This window comes from Bradyrhizobium viridifuturi (assembly GCF_001238275.1).
Taxonomy (GTDB): Bacteria; Pseudomonadota; Alphaproteobacteria; order Rhizobiales; family Xanthobacteraceae; genus Bradyrhizobium; species Bradyrhizobium viridifuturi.
The window spans coordinates 105,474-123,757 of record NZ_LGTB01000017.1; the positions used below are offsets into that span (position 1 = coordinate 105,474).

An 18,284-nucleotide genomic window follows, 5' to 3' on the forward strand; every position below is an offset into this window, starting at 1 on the left:
TTCATGCTTACTCAGCTTACTCACGGAATAGCGACGATGACCCGCCGCCGCGCGCTCGCGGCGACGGCCGGCCTGGTTTTGGGCCTGGCAGCGTCCTCGCCCTTCGCGCCCGCGCAAGCGGCCGACGACACCATCAAGGTCGGTATCCTTCACTCGCTGTCGGGCACCATGGCCATCAGCGAAACCACCCTGAAGGACACGATCCTTTTCCTGATCGACGAGCAGAACAAGAAGGGCGGCGTGCTTGGCAAGAAGCTCGAGCCCGTCGTCGTCGACCCCGCTTCGAACTGGCCGCTGTTCGCCGAAAAGGCCCGCGAGCTGATCACCAAGGACAAGGTTGCGGTCGTGTTCGGCTGCTGGACCTCGGTGTCGCGCAAATCCGTGCTGCCGGTGTTCAAGGAGCTGAACAACATCCTGTTCTACCCCGTGCAGTATGAGGGCGAGGAGTCCGAGCGCAACGTGTTCTACACGGGTGCGGCGCCGAACCAGCAGGCGATCCCCGCCGTCGACTATCTGATGAAGGAAGAGAAGGTGAAGCGCTGGGTGCTGGCCGGCACCGACTACGTCTATCCGCGCACCACCAACAAGATCCTGGAAGCCTATCTGAAGTCGAAGGGCGTCGCCCAGGACGACATCATGATCAACTACACGCCGTTCGGTCATTCCGACTGGCAGACGATCGTGGCCGACATCAAGAAGTTCGGCTCGGCCGGCAAGAAGACGGCGGTGGTCTCGACCATCAACGGCGACGCCAACGTTCCGTTCTACAAGGAGCTCGGCAACCAGGGCATCAAGGCGACCGACATCCCGGTCGTGGCGTTCTCGGTCGGCGAAGAAGAGCTCGCCGGCATCGACACCAAGCCGCTGCTCGGCCATCTCGCCGCCTGGAACTATTTCGAGTCGATCAAGACCCCGGCGAACGAGAAGTTCATCAAGGAATGGCAGGCCTACACCAAGAATCCGAAGCGCGTGACCAACGATCCGATGGAAGCGCACTACATCGGCTTCAACATGTGGGTGAAGGCGGTCGAGAAGGTGAAGTCGACCGATCCGGACAAGGTGATCGACGCGCTCCCGGGCATCGAGGCGCCGAACCTGACCGGCGGCGTGTCGAAGATGCTGCCGAACCACCACATCACCAAGCCGGTGTTCATCGGCGAGATCAAGGGCAACGGCCAGTTCGACGTGGTCTGGAAGACCCCGGGCCTGGTGGCCGGCGACGCCTGGTCGAAGGAGCTCGAGGGCTCCAAGGACCTGATCGGCGATTGGGTCGGCAAGAAGTGCGGCAACTACAACACCAAGACCAACAAGTGCGGCGGCCAGGGCTCTTAAGCTCCTGAGCTGATCAACGACACAACACAACCTTCCAACACCGGAGAAGGCGGCGCCGCTCGCCGCCTTCTCCTCCCACTCCTGCCGGGGTACTGACGTGTTTGCCAATTGTATCGATCGCTTTCGCGCGCTTTGTCTCTCGATCCTGCTGCTGAGCTGCTTTGCTGTGCCGGCGCTGGCCGGCCCGTTCGAGGATTCGGTCGCCAAATTCGCCAATGACGAGTTCTCCGACACCGAGGCTGCGATCGGCGAGGTCGCCGCATCGGGCAACGCGCTGGCTCCGCGCATCATCGGCGCGCTGCAGGACGGCCGGCTGTCGGCCGATCCCGACAGCAAGAAGGTCTTCATCACGCAGACCGACGGCAAGATCGTCGACGCCACGACCGGCGCCGCCGTCGACAAGCTGCCTGACAATGCCGCGGCCGTGCGGCTCAACAACCGCCTGCGCCGCACCGTGGAGGCCGCGCTCGGCGGCCTGACGCTGCTGTCGCCGGATCCGGCCAAGCGGCTCGCCGCGGCGCAATCGGTGTTCAAGAGCCACGAAGAGAATTTGCTGCCGACAGTGGAGAGCGCGCTCGCCAAGGAGAGCGTCAAGCCGATCAAGCAGGCCTTCGCCGAGGCGCGCGCTGCGATCATCCTGTTCAAGTCGGATGCATCCGACAGCGACAAGCTCGACGCGGTCGCCGTGATCAGTCGCGCGGTGACCAGGAGGCGCTGGCGCTGCTGACCGGGCTCGGCGATCAGCCACCGCTGGTCGCCAAGGCCGCCGCGAGCGCGGTGTCCTCGATCCAGAGCAATCTTGCGATGTGGTCGATGGTGCAGAACGCCTGGTACGGCCTGTCGCTCGGCTCGGTGCTGCTGCTCGCGGCGATCGGGCTTGCCATCACCTTCGGCGTGATGGGCGTCATCAACATGGCGCATGGCGAGATGGTGATGCTCGGGGCCTACACCACCTTCGTGGTGCAGGAGGTGATCCGCACCAACTATCCCGCGCTGTTCGACTATTCGCTGCTGATCGCGGTGCCGCTTGCCTTCCTGGTCGCGGGCTTCATCGGCGTGCTGATCGAGCGCACCATCATCCGCTTTCTCTACGGCCGTCCGCTGGAGACGCTGCTCGCGACCTGGGGCCTGTCGCTGGTCTTGCAGCAGGCGGTGCGCACCGCGTTCGGCCCGACCAACCGCGAGGTCGGCAATCCCTCCTGGATGAGCGGCGCGTTCGAGCTCGGCCAGATCACCATCACCTATAATCGGCTCTGGATCCTCTGTTTCACGCTCGCGGTGTTCGCGATCCTGCTCGCGATGCTGCGCTACACCGCGCTCGGCCTCGAGATGCGGGCGGTGACGCAGAACCGCCGCATGGCGGCCTCGATGGGCATCGCCACCTCGCGGGTCGACGCGTTGACCTTCGGCCTCGGCTCGGGGATCGCCGGCATCGCCGGCGTGGCGCTGTCGCAGATCGACAATGTCAGCCCGAATCTCGGCCAGAGCTACATCATCGATTCATTCATGGTCGTGGTGTTCGGCGGCGTCGGCAATCTCTGGGGCACGCTGGTCGGCGCCTTCACGCTCGGCATCGCCAACAAGTTCCTCGAGCCGGTGGCGGGTGCAGTGCTCGGCAAGATCGCGATCCTGGTCTTGATCATCCTGTTCATCCAGAAGCGGCCGCGCGGCCTGTTCGCGCTCAAGGGCCGGGCGGTGGAAGCATGACGCCGCACATCCTGACCCGTTCGCTGGATCGCGCCGCGACCGCTTTCGTGCTGCTCGTCGCCGCGGTCGGCGTGCTGATCCCGCTGTCGAACCTGCTGCTGCCGCAGGGCTCGATGTTTCAGGTGCCGACCTATCTGGTGGCGCTGTGGGGCAAATATGTCTGCTACGCCATCCTCGCGCTCTCGATCGACCTGATCTGGGGCTATTGCGGGATTCTTTCGCTTGGTCATGGAGCATTCTTCGCGCTCGGCGGCTATGCGATGGGCATGTACCTGATGCGGCAGATCGGCAGTCGCGGCGTCTACGGCAATCCGATCCTGCCCGACTTCATGGTGTTCCTGAACTGGGACAAGCTGCCGTGGTACTGGTACGGCTTCGACAAGTTCGCCTTTGCGGCGCTGATGGTGCTGCTGGTGCCGGGACTGCTTGCCTTCTGCTTCGGCTGGCTCGCCTTCCGCTCGCGCGTCACCGGCGTCTATCTGTCGATCATCACCCAGGCGATGACCTACGCGCTGCTGCTGGCGTTCTTTCGCAACGATTTCGGCTTCGGCGGCAATAACGGCCTGACCGACTTCAAGGATATCCTCGGCTTCAATGTGCAGGCCGAAGGCACCCGTGCCGCGCTGTTCCTGCTGAGCTGCCTGGCGCTGATCGTCGCGTTCCTGATCTGCCGCGCGATCGTGACCTCGAAGCTCGGCAAGGTGCTGATTGCGGTGCGCGACGCCGAAAGCCGCACCCGCTTCCTCGGCTATCGCGTCGAATCCTACAAGCTGTTCGTGTTTACGCTGTCGGCCTGCATGGCCGGCGTCGCCGGCGCGCTCTATGTGCCGCAGGTCGGTATCATCAATCCGAGCGAGTTCGCGCCGGGTAATTCGATCGAGGCGGTGATCTGGGTCGCGGTCGGTGGCCGCGGCACGCTGGTCGGTGCCGCGCTCGGCGCCGTCGTGGTCAACTACGCCAAGACGTTCTTCACCTCGGGGCCGCTCGCGCCGTACTGGCTGTTCATGCTGGGCGCGCTGTTCATCCTGGTCACGCTGCTGCTGCCCAAGGGCATCGTCGGCACCTTCAACAGCTGGTGGGAGACGTCAAAGGCAAAGAACGGCTCTCCCGACGCCGAAAGCGCCGCGCGCGAAGACGGCGTCGGCGCACCGAACCCGGCGGAGTAGGCCGATGAACGTGATGGATACCCGCGCCACTTCGGCCATGCTCTATCTCGACGGCGTGCACGTCTCGTTCGACGGCTTCCACGCCATCAACAATCTGTCGCTGACGCTCGCGCCCGGCGAGATGCGGGCCATCATCGGCCCGAACGGCGCCGGCAAGACCACGATGATGGACATCATTACCGGCAAGACCAAGCCGGACGAGGGCACCGTGCTGTTCGACGGCACCGTCGACCTGACCCGGCTCGACGAGACCCGGATCGCCGAACTCGGCATCGGCCGCAAATTCCAGAAGCCGACCGTGTTCGAGAGCCAGACCGTGCAGGACAACCTGCTGCTCGCGCTCAATGTCGATCATTCGGTGCGCGGCACGCTGTTCTGGCGCGGCAGCAAGGCCGAGTCCGAGCGGATCGACAAGGTGCTCGAGACCATCCGCCTGACCGACGCGCGCAACCGCCTCGCCGGCAGCCTGTCGCACGGCCAGAAGCAGTGGCTCGAGATCGGCATGCTGCTGGCGCAGGACCCCAAGGTGCTGCTGGTCGACGAGCCGGTTGCGGGCATGACCGACGTCGAGACCCATCTGACTGCTGAGCTCCTCAAGGAGATCAACAAGAACCACACCATCATGGTGGTCGAGCACGACATGACCTTCGTGCGCGAGCTTGGCGTCAAGGTGACCTGCCTGCACGAGGGCTCGGTGCTCGCCGAAGGCTCGATCGACCAGGTGTCGTCGAACGAGCGGGTGGTCGAAGTGTATCTGGGGCGCTAGCGATGCTGAAGGTCGACAACATCAATCTCTATTACGGCGCGGCGCAGGCGCTGCGCGGCGTGTCGCTGACCGCGGAGCCCGGCAAGGTCACCTGCGTGCTCGGCCGCAACGGCGTCGGCAAGACCTCGCTGCTGCGGGCCATGGTCGGCCAGTATCCGATCGCCTCCGGCGCGATTAATTTCGACGGCAAGGACATCACCGCGCTGAGGCCCTATGAGCGGGCGCGGCGCGGCATCGGCTTCGTGCCGCAGGGCCGCGAGATCTTCCCGCTGCTGACGGTGGAGGAAAATCTGAAGACCGGCTTCGGCCCGCTGAAGCGCGAGGATCGCAACATCCCCGACGACGTGTTCTCGCTGTTTCCGGTGCTGCAGACCATGCTTGGCCGCCGCGGCGGCGACCTCTCCGGCGGCCAGCAGCAGCAGCTCGCGATCGGCCGCGCGCTGGTGATGCGGCCGAAGCTCCTGCTGCTCGACGAGCCGACCGAGGGCATCCAGCCCTCGATCATCAAGGATATCGGCCGCGCCATCTCCTATCTGCGCAACCTCGGCAACATCGCCATCGTGCTGGTCGAACAATATCTCGACTTTGCCTGTGAACTCGGCGACAGTTTTGCCGTGATGGATCGAGGTGCGGTGAAATATGCCTGCGACCGCGCAAGCCTCGATCCCGCCGAGATCAGCCGCCAGATGGCGCTGTGAACAGGATGTGACGCCGCGCTTTGTGGCGTGCGTGAGGGAGCGTCGGGGGAATGCGGAGCGGGATCGCAGGCGCGGCAGCGGCGACGTTTGCGGCAAACCGTGCCCAGGGTGCGGTGCGGTTCGCGGTGCATCGCAAGGACGGCGCGACCCGGCGCGGTGATCTGCATGAGTCCGGCTCGTTGCGCGTCCGCTTCCCGTCGCCGGAGGACGACGGCCTCTCGGCCATGTTCGTCAACACCGCCGGCGGCGTCGCCGGTGGTGACCGCTTCGACATTGCAATTGCAGCCGGCGAGGGCGCCCGCCTGACCCTGACCACAGCGGCGGCGGAAAAGGTCTACCGCGCGCCGGGCGCGGCGGCGCGGCTCGATATCGCGCTGAAAGTCGCCGATGGCGCACATCTCTCCTGGCTGCCGCAGGAGACCATCCTGTTCGACCGCGCCCGTATTGTCAGAAGCTTCGACATCGACCTTGCCGAAGGCGCCTCGCTGCTGCTCTGCGAGATCGTGGTGTTCGGCCGCGCCGCCATGGGCGAAACCATGCGCCATGGCGAGTTCGTCGACCGCTGGCGGATGCGGCGCGGCGGCCGGCTGGTGTTTGCCGAGACCGTCAGGCTCGACGGTGAAATCGGCGAGAAGCTGGCGCGACGCGCGATCGCGGGCGGCGGCTGCGCGATCGGCACTGCGCTGATCGTGCCCGGCGACGAGGCACTGGTCGAGCGGATCCGCGAGGCGTCGGACAGCCTCGGTGGCGAGGTCGGCATCTCCGCCTGGAGTGGCTTTGCAATGGCGCGCTTCTGTGCCCAAGATGCGGCCCGGTTGCGCGCCGACATGATGGCGGTGCTCGGCCGCGCCTCCATGGTCCCGCTGCCACGGCTGTGGCTCAACTAGACCTTTCAAGAACGATCAGAGTGCTCGCATGAATTTGTCTCCCCGTGAAAAGGACAAGCTCCTGATATCGATGGCCGCCATGGTGGCGCGCCGCCGGCTCGAGCGCGGCGTCAAGCTGAACCATCCCGAGGCCATCGCGCTGATCACCGATTTCATCGTCGAGGGCGCCCGCGACGGCCGCACCGTCGCCGAGCTGATGCAGGCCGGAGCCAAGGTCCTGACCCGCGATCAGGTGATGGCCGGCATCCCCGAGATGATCCACGACATCCAGGTCGAGGCGACATTTCCCGACGGCACCAAGCTCGTCACCGTGCACGAGCCGATCCGATAGGAGCGCGACATGATCCCCGGCGAACTCTTCATCAAGGACGGCGAGATCGAGCTCAATGCCGGCCGCAAAACCGTGACGTTGTCGGTCGCCAACACCGGTGATCGTCCGATCCAGGTCGGCTCGCACTACCATTTCTTCGAGACCAACCCGGCGCTGAAATTCGACCGCAAGAAAGCCCGCGGCATGCGCCTCGACATCGCCGCCGGCACCGCCGTCCGCTTCGAGCCCGGCCAGACCCGCGACGTCCAGCTGGTGGCGCTCGCCGGCAAGCGGGTCATCTACGGCTTCCGCGCCGAGGTGAAAGGGAAGCTGTGATCTTGACCTGACGCGACGAGAACACTGGGAATGATCAATAGTGAGGTAAGCATCGTGGCCGGGCTCCCTCTCCCCTTGCGGGGGAGGGTGGGGAGAGGGGTATGCCGCACACTCGAGTGAGCGACATCCAGCGCGATCGCGCCAAGCATCTCCGCCGCGCGATGACGCGCGCGGAGACCTTGCTGTGGCGACACCTGAAGGCCGATCGCCTAGCCGGTCTCAACTTTCGCCGCCAGGCGCCGAGCGGCAACTACATCGCCGATTTCGTCGCGCACGCGCGCAAGCTCGTCGTCGAGGTTGACGGCGAGAGCCACGATTTTGAGGAGCGCATCTGTCATGATGAGCGGCGGGATGCGTGGCTCAAGTCGCGCGGTTATCGCGTTCTCCGTTTCACCAATGACGACGTGATGAAAAACCTTGAGGGAGTGGCCCTGAGCATCGCGGAAGCTGCGGAGCAAGCGGCACCCCTCTCCCTAACCCTCCCCCGCAAGGGGGAGGGAACCCTTCCGCCGGTGGCTCCCTTACATTTGACGCTGATGGCGAGGAGAAACCGTAGTGGAACGTGGAAAGGTAACGACGCCACGTGAGGTGGGCACACTCGTCAGGCTCCCTCCCCCCTTGCGGGGGAGGGTTGGGGAGAGGGGTAAGCCCCGGGCGCCAATCGAAGTCGCTTCTCGATCTCACGCCAATTGCCGTCGCGATCAAAAGGGAGCTTCGTAGCAGATGCTTCCTGCAATCCGCCTCATCTCCGAAGCTGCCGATCTTGCCGCACGCCGGCACAACGGCATGGCACGCAAGGGACGGGGCAACGAGCCTTACATCAACCATCTCGCCGAGGTCGCGAACCTGCTTGCGATCGCGACCGATGGCACGGATGCCGAACTCGTTGCGGCCGGTTGGCTGCACGATACGATGGAGGACACCGACACCACGCGCGAAGAGCTCTCGGCGAGGTTCTCCGATCGCGTGGCCTCCCTCGTCATCGAATGCACCGATGACATGAGCCTGCCAAAGGCCGAGCGGCGGCGGCTGCAAGTCGTCGACGCGCCGAAGAAGTCGGCCGACGCCAAGCTGATCAAGATTGCCGACAAGATCAGCAATATCGGCGCGCGTATTCAGTCTGATCCGACGACGGAGGAGCGCGACGACCTGGTCGACTATACCGATTGGGCCGAGCAAGTGGTCGTGGGCTGTCGTGGCGGCAATTCCTGGCTTGATACGAAGTTCGACGACGTGGTGCGAAGGGCGAGGCGCTCGCTGTGACCGCCGGTCAACAATTCAAACACAAACGGGGCTGACATGTCCGTGAAGATCAAGCGTTCCGTCTATGCCGACATGTTCGGCCCCACCACCGGCGACAGGGTGCGGCTCGCCGACACCGATCTGATCATCGAGGTCGAGAAGGATCTCACCACCTATGGCGAGGAGGTGAAGTTCGGTGGCGGCAAGGTGATCCGCGACGGTATGGGGCAGTCGCAGGTGACCAACGCGCAGGGCGCGGCCGATACCGTCATCACCAATGCGCTGATCGTCGATCACTGGGGCATCGTGAAGGCCGACGTCGCGATCAAGGAGGGCATGATCGCGGCGATCGGCAAGGCCGGCAATCCCGACATCCAGCCCAACGTCACCATCGTGATCGGCCCCGGCACCGATGTGATCGCGGGCGAGGGCAAGATCCTCACCGCCGGCGGATTCGACAGCCACATCCATTTCATCTGCCCGCAGCAGATCGAGCATGCGCTGATGTCCGGCGTCACCTCGATGCTGGGCGGCGGCACCGGCCCGTCGCACGGTACCTTCGCCACCACCTGCACGCCCGGCCCGTGGCACATGGGGCGGATGATCCAGTCGTTCGACGCCTTCCCGGTCAATCTCGGCATCTCCGGCAAGGGCAATGCGTCGCGTCCGGCTGCGCTGGTCGAGATGATCAAGGGCGGCGCCTGCGCGCTGAAGCTGCACGAGGATTGGGGCACCACGCCGTCCGCGATCGACACCTGTCTTTCGGTGGCCGACGATTACGACGTCCAGGTGATGCTGCATTCGGACACGCTGAACGAGTCCGGCTTCGTCGAGGACACCGTGAAGGCGTTCAAGGGACGCACCATCCACGCCTTCCATACCGAAGGCGCCGGCGGTGGTCATGCGCCAGACATCATCAAGATCGCCGGCTTGAAGAACGTGCTGCCGTCGTCGACCAATCCGACCCGGCCGTTCACCCGCAACACCATCGACGAGCATCTCGACATGCTGATGGTGTGCCATCACCTCGATCCGTCGATCGCCGAAGACCTCGCCTTCGCCGAGAGCCGGATCCGCAAGGAGACCATCGCCGCCGAAGACATCCTGCACGATCTCGGCGCGCTCTCGATGATGTCGTCGGACTCGCAAGCGATGGGCCGGCTCGGCGAAGTCATCATCCGCACCTGGCAGACCGCCGACAAGATGAAGAAGCAGCGTGGGGCTTTGCCGCAGGACAAGGGCAGCGACAACGACAATTTCCGCGTCAAGCGCTACATCGCCAAATACACCATCAACCCCGCGATCGCGCACGGCGTCTCGAAGCTGATCGGCTCGGTCGAGAAGGGCAAGATGGCCGACCTCGTGTTGTGGTCGCCGGCATTCTTCGGCGTCAAGCCGGACTGCATCATCAAGGCCGGCTCGATCGTGGCGGCCCCGATGGGCGATCCGAACGCCTCGATCCCGACGCCGCAGCCGGTGCATTACCAGCCGATGTTCGCCGCGTTCGGCAAGTCGCTCGCCGCCTCCTCGGTGGTGTTCACCTCGAAGGCCGCAGTGACCGGCGGCCTCGCCCGCAAGCTCGGCATCAGCAAGAAGCTCTACGCGGTGCAGAACACCCGCGGCAAGATCTCCAAGAAGAGCATGATCCACAACGACGCGACGCCCGAGATCGAGGTCGATCCCGAGACCTATGAGGTACGCGCAGACGGCGAGCTCCTGACCTGCGCGCCGGCCGAGGTGCTACCCATGGCACAGCGCTACTTTATGTTCTAAAACCACCCCCGGTAACTTACCTAGAAAAGAAAACCGGGAGGAATTTCCGTGATTTACGTCGTTGCTACGCTGACCATCAAGCCCGAGACCCGCGCCGAATTCATCGCCGCGGCGACGGCCTGCATCAAGGAAACCCGCAAGGAGCCCGGCAACATCGCCTACGATCTGCATGAGAGCGTCACCGACCACAGCAAGATGGTGTTCGTCGAGCAGTGGGAGAACGCCGACGCGCTGGTGCCGCACCGTACCGCCGAGCACATGAAGACGTTCGGCCGGGTCGCGGTGAAGTGCATGGCCGCGCCGCCGAAGATCGAGGTGATCACGCCCGAGAAGGTCGACGTCCGCTAAAACAAGAACAAGAACGGAGCAACATCATGATCTATGTCATCGCGACCACCCCGATGAAGCCGGAAAATAAGGACGACTTCATCAGGGGGCACAAGGCGTGCATCGCCGAGACCCACAAGGAGAAGGGCTGCCTCTCCTATGAGGGCCATGTCAGCGTCAACGATCCCAATCTGTATGTGGTGGTGGAGCGCTGGGAAACCCGCGACGACCTGACCGCGCACAGCAAGGCGCCGCACATGAAGGTGTGGCGCGAATATTCCGCCGACATGAAGACCGGCCCGACGGTGATCGAGATCATCAGCGACGGCAAGGTTCAGAAGCTCTGAGGCATCGATGATCCGCGCAACCAAGGTCCTGGGACAGCATCGCTTCAAGGAAGCGGCGGCCGACACCGTCGTGCTCGATTTCGACGACCGGCACCGGCGGCGGATGGCGATGACCGGGACGCGCGGGCTCGAATTCCTGCTCGACCTCGAAAACGCTATCGCGTTGCGCGGTGGCGATGCGCTGGTGCTGGAGGACGGCCGCTTGGTCGAGGTGGTCGCAGCTCCCGAGCCGCTCGCTGAAATCCGCGGCAGCGATCCGCACCACCTGATCCGGGTCGCCTGGCATCTCGGCAACCGTCATCTGCCGACGCAGATCATGCCGAAGGGCCTGCGCATCCGCAGGGATCACGTGATCGAGGCGATGGTGAAGGGGCTAGGGGCCCGCGTCATCGAGATCGAGGCGCCGTTCGATCCCGAGGGGGGCGCCTATGCCGAGCATGCGCACGCCGACGCGCGCGCGCATGGTCACACCGGGCACGATCATGCCCACAGCCATGCGCATGACCATGGTCATCACCACGGCCATGATCATGATCGCGGGCATGAGCACGATCACCATCATGATGAGCATTGCGAGCACGCTCATCATCACCACGACCACTCCCATGCTCATGACCACAAATGAGCCCGATCCCGCCGCGATGCGCGGCGGGATGGCGGAGGACGAGGCGGCGGCGCTGTACCGGCTGTTGACGTGGCTGTCGCCGTCCTTTCCGGTCGGTGCGTTCGCCTACTCCAGCGGCATCGAATGGGCGGTCGAGGCCGGCGACATCACCGATGCCGCCTCGCTGCGCGACTGGCTCGCCGCGATGCTCAGCGACGGCAGCGGATTTTGCGACGCCGTGTTTCTCGCGCAAAGTTTTCGCGCGGCGACGGAGCGAGACTACGCCGGGCTGAAGGAGATCGCCGAGCTCGCCGCGGCCTTCGTGCCCTCGCGCGAGCGGCAGCTCGAGACCACGACGCAGGGGCGCGCCTTCATCGAGATCGCCCGTGCCGCCTGGAATTCGCCCGGGCTCGACGCCATGATTGCGGCCTGCGACGGGCCGATCGTCTATCCCATCGCGGTCGGAATCGTCAGCGCTGCACATGGCATCCGGCTGGCGCCGTCGCTGCATGCCTTCCTGCATGGCCTGGTCTCGAACTGGATCTCGGCAGGCAGCCGGCTGATCCCGCTCGGGCAGACCGACAGCCAGCGCGTGCTGGCCGATCTCGAGCCGGTCGTCGCCGCGACTGCGGCGCGGGCCGATGCGGCCTCGTTCGACGATCTCGGCAGCGCGACCTTTCGGGCCGATCTCGCCAGCCTGCGTCACGAGACCCAGTACACGAGGCTGTTCCGGTCATGATCTGCTACACCATCCACGCGTCGTCCCCGCGAAAGCGGGGACCCATAACCACAGGCCTTTGTGGTTATGCATGGCTGTGGCCCCAGCGTGTCGCAACAGTTGAATTCGGTGGTTATGGGTCCCTGCTTCCGCAGGGACGACGATAGCGGAGGCACTGACATGCCCACTTCTCACGGCCCACTCCGCGTCGGCGTCGGCGGTCCGGTCGGCTCCGGCAAGACCGCGCTGATGGACCTGCTCTGCAAATCGATGCGCGAACGCTACGACATCGCTGCGATCACCAACGACATCTACACCAAATGGGATGCCGAGTTTCTGGTGCGCTCCGGCTCGCTGACGCCGGATCGCATCGCCGGCGTCGAGACCGGCGGTTGCCCGCACACCGCGATCCGCGAGGACGCCTCGATGAACCTCGCCGCGGTCGCCGACATGCGCGCAAAATTCCCCGACCTCGATCTGGTCCTGATCGAATCCGGCGGTGACAATCTGGCGGCGACCTTCTCGCCGGAATTGGCCGATCTCACGATCTACGTCATCGACGTCGCCGCCGGCGACAAGATCCCCTCCAAGGGCGGTCCCGGCATCACGCGATCCGACCTCCTCGTGATCAACAAGATCGACCTCGCGCCCCATGTCGGTGCGTCGCTCGAGAAGATGGACACCGACGCCCGACGGATGCGCGGCGAGCGGCCCTTCGTGATGACCAACCTGAAGAAGAGCGACGGCCTCGATCGCATCATCAGCTTCATCGAGACCAAGGGCGGCCTTCGGTCGCAGGGCACCGGCAAGGCGGCCAAGAAGAGGTAGCGCGTTAATCATTGTGGCGCCCCCCAAGTGCCGGTCCCGTCATCCTGAGGTGTGAGCCTCTTTGGCGAGCCTCGAAGGATGAATCGGCCGCCAGCCGGGCCGTTCTTCCTTCGAGACGCCGCTTCGCGGCTCCTCAGGATGACGGGATAGCCGCTTGCAGGATCGCGGCCGCCGCAAAAAAGCTGCGCAATCGCCGGAACAAATTCCAACTTTGACGATTAGCAACCTTTGGCGCCGCCAAAGACCGCCGGGTGGCGTCGTCGTTAATGTTGCCGACCGGCTCCTGTTGCGTACCGATGATCGCCATTCCATATTGCTTTGCGGCTGGCGTTCATCGCTCCCTGATTTGTCGCCGCCCCCGCAGAAGCCAGATGCCTACCGTCCCCTTTCGCCACCCCCTGATTGCCGAGTAAGCGTGTGGTTCGACTGGGCTTCATCGTTGCGCTGATTGCACTGATCGGAGTTCTGCTCTCCGGTCTTGCCGCCTATCGGGTGCACGATCAGGAGCTTGCGATCGACGGCATCGCGCTGGCGCGGGCGATCGACGTCCATGCCAGCCTGGTGCAGGACCGCCTGACCGAGCGCGAGCTGCTGGCCCGGGTGGCCTCGGGGTTGTTCCGGACGCCGTCGATGGTCAAAGCCAACATGCTGCAGCCGCTGCGCTCGGCGATCTATGCCTTCAAGACCGATTTCGTCGTCGCCGCCTGGATCGCGCGGCTCAAGCCGAGTGAGCTCGCCGCAGCGGAGGCCGAGCTGAAGGCCAACGGCTTCACCAATCCGACGATCCGGGATTTCGACGACCAGGCGCTCGACCTCAAGGCGCTCGACAAGCCGATCAACGTGCTGATGGACGTCGAGCCGCGCAATCCGGAGACCCTGAGCATCCCGGGCCGGGCCTTCGACCGTCACTCGGTGGTTGGTCCGATGCTGGCGCGGGCGATGGCGAGCGGCAAGCCGGTGGCCTCGGACCCGGTGCCGCTGCTGCGCCAGAACGGCCCGGTCGGCGTCGTGCTCGCCGCGCCGGTGTTCCAGGAGGGCGCATCAGAGCCGGCCGGCTTCATCACCTTCTCGTATGAATTGTCGGCGCTGATGCTGACCAACGACGATTCCTCTCTGTTCGCGGTGGCGTTGAAGGACCCGCGCGATTCCAACGACGAGTTCACCGCCAACGAGCAGGGCATCGTCACTTCGCGCGCGGTGCGCCAGGATGGCCCGATGCCGTCGATGGTTCGCACGGTGACGTTCGGCGGCCGTGACTGGTCGCTCGACTATTACGCCAAGAGCAATGCGACGGTGCGTGCACAGCAGACCGCGACCATCGTCGCGGCGATCGGGCTCGCGCTGACCGGCATCGTCTGCGGCCTGTTCGGCTATGTCGCGTACAACAATCTGCGGCTCAGCCGCGAGATCGAGGTCCGGATCGGCTTCGAGCGCCGGCTGACTGCGGTCATCGACGAGCTCAATCACCGGGTCAAGAACATCCTCGCGGTGATCCAGTCGATTGTCACCCGCACGCTGCGGCACGGCGCCGACATCGACGTCGCGCGCGAACTCCTGATCGGGCGCATCCACGCGATGTCGAATGTCGTCACGCTGCTCAGCGAGAGTCAGTGGCAGGGCGTCAAGCTGAAAGGCCTGTTCGAAGCCCGCGCGATTCCGCATGCCGACCGGATCGCGGTGAACGGTCCCGACATCACCGTCAGCGCCCGCGCCGCGCAATCGCTGTCGCTGCTGTTCTTCGAACTCGCCTCGCACTCCGACGAGGGGCTGTCGCTGGTCGGCAAGCATCCGCACATCGTCGCCAATTGGGAGGTGGTCGGCGAGGATGCCGACGCGGTCTTCCATTTCCGCTGGGAAGAGTTCAACACCAGCCAGGCGACGCGGCGCGCCGACAGCGATTTCGGCCTGATCCTGCTCGACCGTGTCGCACCCGAGGCGCTCGGTGGCACCGCAAAGCGCTACTTCACCGACGTCTCCTATGTCTACGAACTCACCGCGCCGATGGACACTGTGGTCGACATGACCGAGCGCGACCGCACCGAGCAATTCTCCGCGCCGGTCCGTCCGGCGAAAAAATAGCGCCGCCGCAGCCGCCACAGGTTGTGCCGATCGATCGCTGCGCGGATAGATCGACATCAGGCGTGCGGCACGACGCCAGCCTCATCTGTGACAACGTCGCACATCCGTAGTTGCCCGCAACCGAGCGTTAAAACTTCGTTGAACATGCTTGGGCATATACCGAGCAGGATACCGTCTGAGGACCCCGATGAGGCTTTGGGTCAGCCTGACCTTGCTCGCGGCAGTTTTGCCGGTGGGGCTGTCGCTTGCGTTGACCCCGGCGACGGCGCCGCGCGACCCTGCCGTTGTCCGGGCCAGCTATCGTCGGCCGGACGTCGTGCCGTTCCCGAGCAGCAATCCCTATTCCGAGGCGAAGTCCGCGCTCGGCCAGATGCTGTTCTTCGATCCGCTGCTGTCGCGGTCCAAGACGCATGCCTGCGCGAGTTGTCACAAGCCGAGCCTGTCATGGGCCGACGGCCTTCCGCGCGCCATCGGCGAGGATCCGAAGGGCCTGCCGATCCGCTCGCCGACGCTGATCGACGTGGCCTTCTTCGAGCCGCTCGGATGGGACGGCAAGTTCAAGGATCTCGAATCCGTTGCGTTCGGGCCGATCCTCAGTCCGATGAACCTGAACATGACCGAGGCGGAGTTGATCGCGCGGCTTTCGGCAATACCGGGCTATGTCGATGCATTCGCCCACGCGTTCGGCGACGGCGCGATCACGCGGCCGCGGATCGAGCAGTCGCTGGCGACCTTCGAGCGCTCCATCGTTGCCGGCGAGGCGCCGTTCGACCGCTGGATCAAGGGTGACGAGAGCGCGATCAGCGCATCGGCCAAGCAGGGCTTCGCGCTCTTCAACGGCAAGGGACGCTGCTCGTCCTGCCACAGCGGCCCGTCCTTCTCCGACGGATCGTTTCAGGATATCGGCACCGCCAAGGGCCATGACATCGGGCGCGGCCGCTTCTTTCCGACCTCGGCGAAGCTGAAATACGCGTTCAAGACCCCGACGCTGCGCGACGTCGCGCGCCGTGCGCCCTACATGCACGACGGGTCGGTCGCGACGCTGGAAGATGTCATCGAGCTGTACAACAAGGGCGGGATCGAGCGGCCGAGCCGGTCGCCCGACATCAAGCCGTTGTCTCTGACGGCAGGCGAGAAGAAGGACCTGATCGCCTTCCTGCAAACCTTGACCGCCACCGCCCCGCCGGTAGCCGGGGTTCCCAAGCTGCCGCGCTGACCGCCGCAGAGGGTTTGGAACCGGCTGGTCAGGCCAGGTGCGGCAGTGCGGCCCCGAGAAGGCCGAGCCCGACGATCAGGAGCGCGCCCGCGCAGGTCTCCAGCGTCGCCGCGCGCGCGGCGGATGGCTTTGTCAGGTAGGCGAGGGCCGACCCCACCCCGATACTCACGACACTCAACGCTCCGAACATGTAACCGGCCTCCCGATCCGATCTGTCCGGGTTTCACTACGACAGTTGAATTGAGCCCCCGTGCCGGAATTAGCTAAAATTCGATGGAACCGGCCGGAAAACCCGGCACTGAGGGACGGGCTGGGGCCTGCCTGCCGCAATTAACCACAATGCAACCAGCGGCTGTCATGGGCAGGCGCAAAGCCTAAAATTTGATATAAGTTAAACAAGTCCTTAAGTGTGTGGGCGGTTGATTCAATGTTTAGTGGGCAGGAGCGAAATGCCGGCTCGGCTGTGCGCTCCTATTTCGCCACGTGCTTTGCAGCGGTTGTATTTTGCGTCACAGCCGCGCGCAGTGCCGAGGCACATGTCAAATGGTTCTGTGCCTACGATGTTGCCGGTCAGCCCCGGGGACTCGAGAATGTTCTTTGCCTCGACTTTGAACTGCTGCTCGGCATCGCCGTCTTCTGGCTGTTCGCGGGCTGCGTGATCGAGCCCACCTCGCTGGGTGATGCGACGATCCGGGTGCTGGACCGCGTCACCGAGCAACTGCGGCTGCGCACCGAGTTGATGATGCGCGCGGTTGCCGGGTTCTTCTTCATCTCGATCTGGGCGGTCGGCGGCATCCTGCTGACGCCCGAGTTGAAGACGACGTCACCCTATGTGGCGCGTTGCAGCTCGGCATCGCCGCCGGCATGCTGTCGCGGCGCACGCTGCCATTGTCGGCCGCGGGGATGGCGATCCTGTTCGGGATCGGTGTCCGCGACTACGGCATTTTCCATCTCGCCGACTACCCGATTTTTCTCGGCGTTGCCGCCTATTTTGCGCTGATCGGGTTGAACAAGGACCTGTTCGGCATCCGGCCGATCGACGTGATGCGGTACGCCGCGGCCATCACGTTGATGTGGGCCTCGATCGAGAAATGGGCCTATCCGGAGTGGAGCTTCCCGCTCCTGATCGAGCATGCCTCGATGACCCTCGGCTTCGACAATGAGTTCTACATGCGCGCCGCCGGCATGGTGGAATTCACGCTCGCCTTCGCCCTGATCTGGACGCCGCTGATCCGGCGCTGTGCTGCGGCCGTGCTGACGGGGATGTTCATCAGCGCCTGCTTCGAGTTCGGCAAGATCGACACGATCGGACACTCGGCGATCATCGCCGTGCTGATTGCGATCCTCGCCGACAACAAGGTGCTGCCGCGCGATCATCGCGCGGCATGGTTGGCCCCGGTCGCGTTGTGCGCCGCGCTGTCGCTGACCTTGTTCGTCTATTATTTCGGCCACGCCGCGCTGTTCAAGACTTCGGTCCTGTAGAGCGTCGTTGGGCTATTTGGCGACGTGGACGGCGAGCTTCATCTTCGGGTGAATGCCGCACAGCACGGTGTAGTCGCCGGGCACGGAAAAAGTGACGTCGAACTTGCTGCCCGGCTGCTGGTCGCCGGAGTCGAAACTGAACGCGTCGGTGCTCAAATAAGCGTGATGCAGCAGCTCGCCATCATCGTTAATGAACCGTAAAATCTCGCCGCGCTTGATCGAGATCTCGGCAGGCTTGAATTCACGATCTTTCTGCGAAATGACATAAGGACTTGCGCCCAAAGCTGCTCCGGCCAGCGCTCCGGTGACGATCGCAGCCGCAAATGGCACGCGGCCGAACCGGCCCAGGCGCACAGCGCGCAACAAGCCTGACTGCATGAGACCCCCGCTTGAACCTCGAATGCCCGACATCGGCACCCCCAGCGTGCAAGTGATGCCCCAGGAATACCTGTAACGGTGATTATCG

Annotated in this window: 20 protein-coding genes and 2 pseudogenes; 19 read left to right on the plus strand and 3 right to left on the minus strand. The window is 64.4% G+C overall.

Annotated features, from left to right (window positions below):
• Positions 1-3 precede the first annotated feature (3 nt).
• From urtA to ureG, 16 genes and pseudogenes are all read left to right on the plus strand, one after another.
• The gene (gene urtA, locus ALC15_RS17315; RefSeq protein ID WP_050628279.1) at positions 4-1,332 is read left to right on the plus strand and encodes an urea ABC transporter substrate-binding protein; all 1,329 of its coding nucleotides are present in this window, start codon (positions 4-6) and stop codon (positions 1,330-1,332) included.
• A gap of 166 nt (positions 1,333-1,498) precedes the next feature.
• Positions 1,499-3,039: pseudogene (gene urtB / locus ALC15_RS17320) on the plus strand (urea ABC transporter permease subunit UrtB).
• Positions 3,036-4,205 carry an urea ABC transporter permease subunit UrtC gene (urtC, locus tag ALC15_RS17325; protein ID WP_050628280.1) on the plus strand — a complete coding sequence of 390 codons (1,170 nt, stop codon included), beginning with the start codon at positions 3,036-3,038 and terminating at the stop codon, positions 4,203-4,205. The pseudogene urtB and the gene urtC overlap by 4 nt, the downstream one beginning before the upstream one ends.
• Before the next feature lie 4 nt (positions 4,206-4,209).
• Positions 4,210-4,971 carry an urea ABC transporter ATP-binding protein UrtD gene (gene urtD, locus ALC15_RS17330; protein WP_050628281.1) on the plus strand — a complete coding sequence of 254 codons (762 nt, stop codon included), beginning with the start codon at positions 4,210-4,212 and terminating at the stop codon, positions 4,969-4,971.
• Positions 4,972-4,973: 2 nt separating this feature from the next.
• Positions 4,974-5,669, plus strand: a complete 696-nt coding sequence (gene urtE, locus ALC15_RS17335; RefSeq protein WP_050628282.1) for an urea ABC transporter ATP-binding subunit UrtE — start codon at positions 4,974-4,976, stop codon at positions 5,667-5,669.
• Positions 5,670-5,719: 50 nt separating this feature from the next.
• Positions 5,720-6,556 (plus strand): urease accessory protein UreD, encoded by an 837-nt coding sequence (locus ALC15_RS17340; protein ID WP_050628283.1) that lies wholly within the window; start codon positions 5,720-5,722, stop codon positions 6,554-6,556.
• A gap of 28 nt (positions 6,557-6,584) precedes the next feature.
• Entirely contained in the window at positions 6,585-6,887 is a 303-nt protein-coding gene (locus ALC15_RS17345; protein WP_050628284.1) for an urease subunit gamma, read from the plus strand.
• A gap of 9 nt (positions 6,888-6,896) precedes the next feature.
• Positions 6,897-7,202 carry an urease subunit beta gene (locus tag ALC15_RS17350; protein ID WP_028334688.1) on the plus strand — a complete coding sequence of 102 codons (306 nt, stop codon included), beginning with the start codon at positions 6,897-6,899 and terminating at the stop codon, positions 7,200-7,202.
• A gap of 116 nt (positions 7,203-7,318) precedes the next feature.
• Positions 7,319-7,789 carry an endonuclease domain-containing protein gene (locus ALC15_RS17355; RefSeq protein ID WP_244486121.1) on the plus strand — a complete coding sequence of 157 codons (471 nt, stop codon included), beginning with the start codon at positions 7,319-7,321 and terminating at the stop codon, positions 7,787-7,789.
• Positions 7,790-7,925: 136 nt separating this feature from the next.
• A complete protein-coding gene (locus ALC15_RS17360; RefSeq protein ID WP_050628285.1) occupies positions 7,926-8,465 on the plus strand; it encodes an HD domain-containing protein in 540 nt (179 codons plus the stop codon).
• A gap of 36 nt (positions 8,466-8,501) precedes the next feature.
• Positions 8,502-10,217 carry an urease subunit alpha gene (gene ureC / locus ALC15_RS17365; RefSeq protein ID WP_050628286.1) on the plus strand — a complete coding sequence of 572 codons (1,716 nt, stop codon included), beginning with the start codon at positions 8,502-8,504 and terminating at the stop codon, positions 10,215-10,217.
• A 48-nt stretch (positions 10,218-10,265) separates the two neighbouring features.
• Entirely contained in the window at positions 10,266-10,565 is a 300-nt protein-coding gene (locus tag ALC15_RS17370; RefSeq protein ID WP_016847277.1) for a putative quinol monooxygenase, read from the plus strand.
• A 26-nt stretch (positions 10,566-10,591) separates the two neighbouring features.
• Positions 10,592-10,891, plus strand: coding sequence for a putative quinol monooxygenase (locus ALC15_RS17375; protein WP_050628287.1), 300 nt, complete (start codon positions 10,592-10,594; stop codon positions 10,889-10,891).
• Positions 10,892-10,898: 7 nt separating this feature from the next.
• Positions 10,899-11,516 (plus strand): urease accessory protein UreE, encoded by a 618-nt coding sequence (locus ALC15_RS17380; protein ID WP_050628288.1) that lies wholly within the window; start codon positions 10,899-10,901, stop codon positions 11,514-11,516.
• The gene (locus ALC15_RS17385; RefSeq protein WP_050628289.1) at positions 11,497-12,234 is read left to right on the plus strand and encodes an urease accessory protein UreF; all 738 of its coding nucleotides are present in this window, start codon (positions 11,497-11,499) and stop codon (positions 12,232-12,234) included. Before ALC15_RS17380 ends, ALC15_RS17385 begins: the two co-directional genes overlap by 20 nt.
• Positions 12,235-12,393: 159 nt before the next feature.
• Positions 12,394-13,041: an urease accessory protein UreG gene (gene ureG / locus ALC15_RS17390; protein ID WP_050628290.1), complete on the plus strand. Its 648-nt coding sequence runs from the start codon at positions 12,394-12,396 to the stop codon at positions 13,039-13,041.
• A gap of 133 nt (positions 13,042-13,174) precedes the next feature.
• Here the strand turns inward: ureG and ALC15_RS44155 are convergent, their stop codons facing one another.
• Complete coding sequence (locus tag ALC15_RS44155) at positions 13,175-13,348, minus strand: hypothetical protein (RefSeq protein ID WP_157860911.1); 174 nt, start codon at positions 13,346-13,348, stop codon at positions 13,175-13,177.
• A gap of 110 nt (positions 13,349-13,458) precedes the next feature.
• On the opposite strand from ALC15_RS44155, the gene ALC15_RS17395 reads away from it, so the two are divergent.
• Together ALC15_RS17395 and ALC15_RS17400 are read left to right on the plus strand one after the other, a co-directional pair.
• Positions 13,459-15,120, plus strand: a complete 1,662-nt coding sequence (locus ALC15_RS17395) for a CHASE domain-containing protein (RefSeq protein ID WP_050628291.1) — start codon at positions 13,459-13,461, stop codon at positions 15,118-15,120.
• A gap of 187 nt (positions 15,121-15,307) precedes the next feature.
• Positions 15,308-16,336, plus strand: coding sequence for a cytochrome-c peroxidase (locus ALC15_RS17400; RefSeq protein WP_050628292.1), 1,029 nt, complete (start codon positions 15,308-15,310; stop codon positions 16,334-16,336).
• A gap of 28 nt (positions 16,337-16,364) precedes the next feature.
• Here the strand turns inward: ALC15_RS17400 and ALC15_RS44160 are convergent, their stop codons facing one another.
• Complete coding sequence (locus ALC15_RS44160) at positions 16,365-16,526, minus strand: hypothetical protein (RefSeq protein ID WP_157860912.1); 162 nt, start codon at positions 16,524-16,526, stop codon at positions 16,365-16,367.
• Between the two features lie 237 nt (positions 16,527-16,763).
• Here ALC15_RS44160 and ALC15_RS17405 point away from each other — a divergent pair.
• Positions 16,764-17,818, plus strand: a pseudogene (locus ALC15_RS17405) (hypothetical protein).
• A 12-nt stretch (positions 17,819-17,830) separates the two neighbouring features.
• Here the strand turns inward: ALC15_RS17405 and ALC15_RS17410 are convergent.
• Complete coding sequence (locus ALC15_RS17410; protein ID WP_094193937.1) at positions 17,831-18,196, minus strand: methylamine utilization protein; 366 nt, start codon at positions 18,194-18,196, stop codon at positions 17,831-17,833.
• Between the last annotated feature and the right edge of the window lie 88 nt (positions 18,197-18,284).

Excerpts from the sequence above, each read along its gene's own strand:
- urtA (WP_050628279.1), top strand. The coding sequence starts at position 4 with ATGCTTACTCAGCTTACTCACGGAATAGCGACGATGACCCGCCGCCGC.
- urtC (WP_050628280.1), top strand. The coding sequence starts at position 3,036 with ATGACGCCGCACATCCTGACCCGTTCGCTGGATCGCGCCGCGACCGCT.
- urtD (WP_050628281.1), top strand. The coding sequence starts at position 4,210 with ATGAACGTGATGGATACCCGCGCCACTTCGGCCATGCTCTATCTCGAC.
- urtE (WP_050628282.1), top strand. The coding sequence starts at position 4,974 with ATGCTGAAGGTCGACAACATCAATCTCTATTACGGCGCGGCGCAGGCG.
- ALC15_RS17340 (WP_050628283.1), top strand. The coding sequence starts at position 5,720 with ATGCGGAGCGGGATCGCAGGCGCGGCAGCGGCGACGTTTGCGGCAAAC.
- ALC15_RS17345 (WP_050628284.1), top strand. The coding sequence starts at position 6,585 with ATGAATTTGTCTCCCCGTGAAAAGGACAAGCTCCTGATATCGATGGCC.
- ALC15_RS17350 (WP_028334688.1), top strand. The coding sequence starts at position 6,897 with ATGATCCCCGGCGAACTCTTCATCAAGGACGGCGAGATCGAGCTCAAT.
- ALC15_RS17360 (WP_050628285.1), top strand. The coding sequence starts at position 7,926 with ATGCTTCCTGCAATCCGCCTCATCTCCGAAGCTGCCGATCTTGCCGCA.
- ureC (WP_050628286.1), top strand. The coding sequence starts at position 8,502 with ATGTCCGTGAAGATCAAGCGTTCCGTCTATGCCGACATGTTCGGCCCC.
- ALC15_RS17375 (WP_050628287.1), top strand. The coding sequence starts at position 10,592 with ATGATCTATGTCATCGCGACCACCCCGATGAAGCCGGAAAATAAGGAC.
- ALC15_RS17380 (WP_050628288.1), top strand. The coding sequence starts at position 10,899 with ATGATCCGCGCAACCAAGGTCCTGGGACAGCATCGCTTCAAGGAAGCG.
- ALC15_RS17385 (WP_050628289.1), top strand. The coding sequence starts at position 11,497 with ATGCTCATGACCACAAATGAGCCCGATCCCGCCGCGATGCGCGGCGGG.
- ureG (WP_050628290.1), top strand. The coding sequence starts at position 12,394 with ATGCCCACTTCTCACGGCCCACTCCGCGTCGGCGTCGGCGGTCCGGTC.
- ALC15_RS44155 (WP_157860911.1), bottom strand. The coding sequence starts at position 13,348 with ATGGCGATCATCGGTACGCAACAGGAGCCGGTCGGCAACATTAACGAC.
- ALC15_RS17400 (WP_050628292.1), top strand. The coding sequence starts at position 15,308 with ATGAGGCTTTGGGTCAGCCTGACCTTGCTCGCGGCAGTTTTGCCGGTG.
- ALC15_RS44160 (WP_157860912.1), bottom strand. The coding sequence starts at position 16,526 with ATGTTCGGAGCGTTGAGTGTCGTGAGTATCGGGGTGGGGTCGGCCCTC.
- ALC15_RS17410 (WP_094193937.1), bottom strand. The coding sequence starts at position 18,196 with ATGCAGTCAGGCTTGTTGCGCGCTGTGCGCCTGGGCCGGTTCGGCCGC.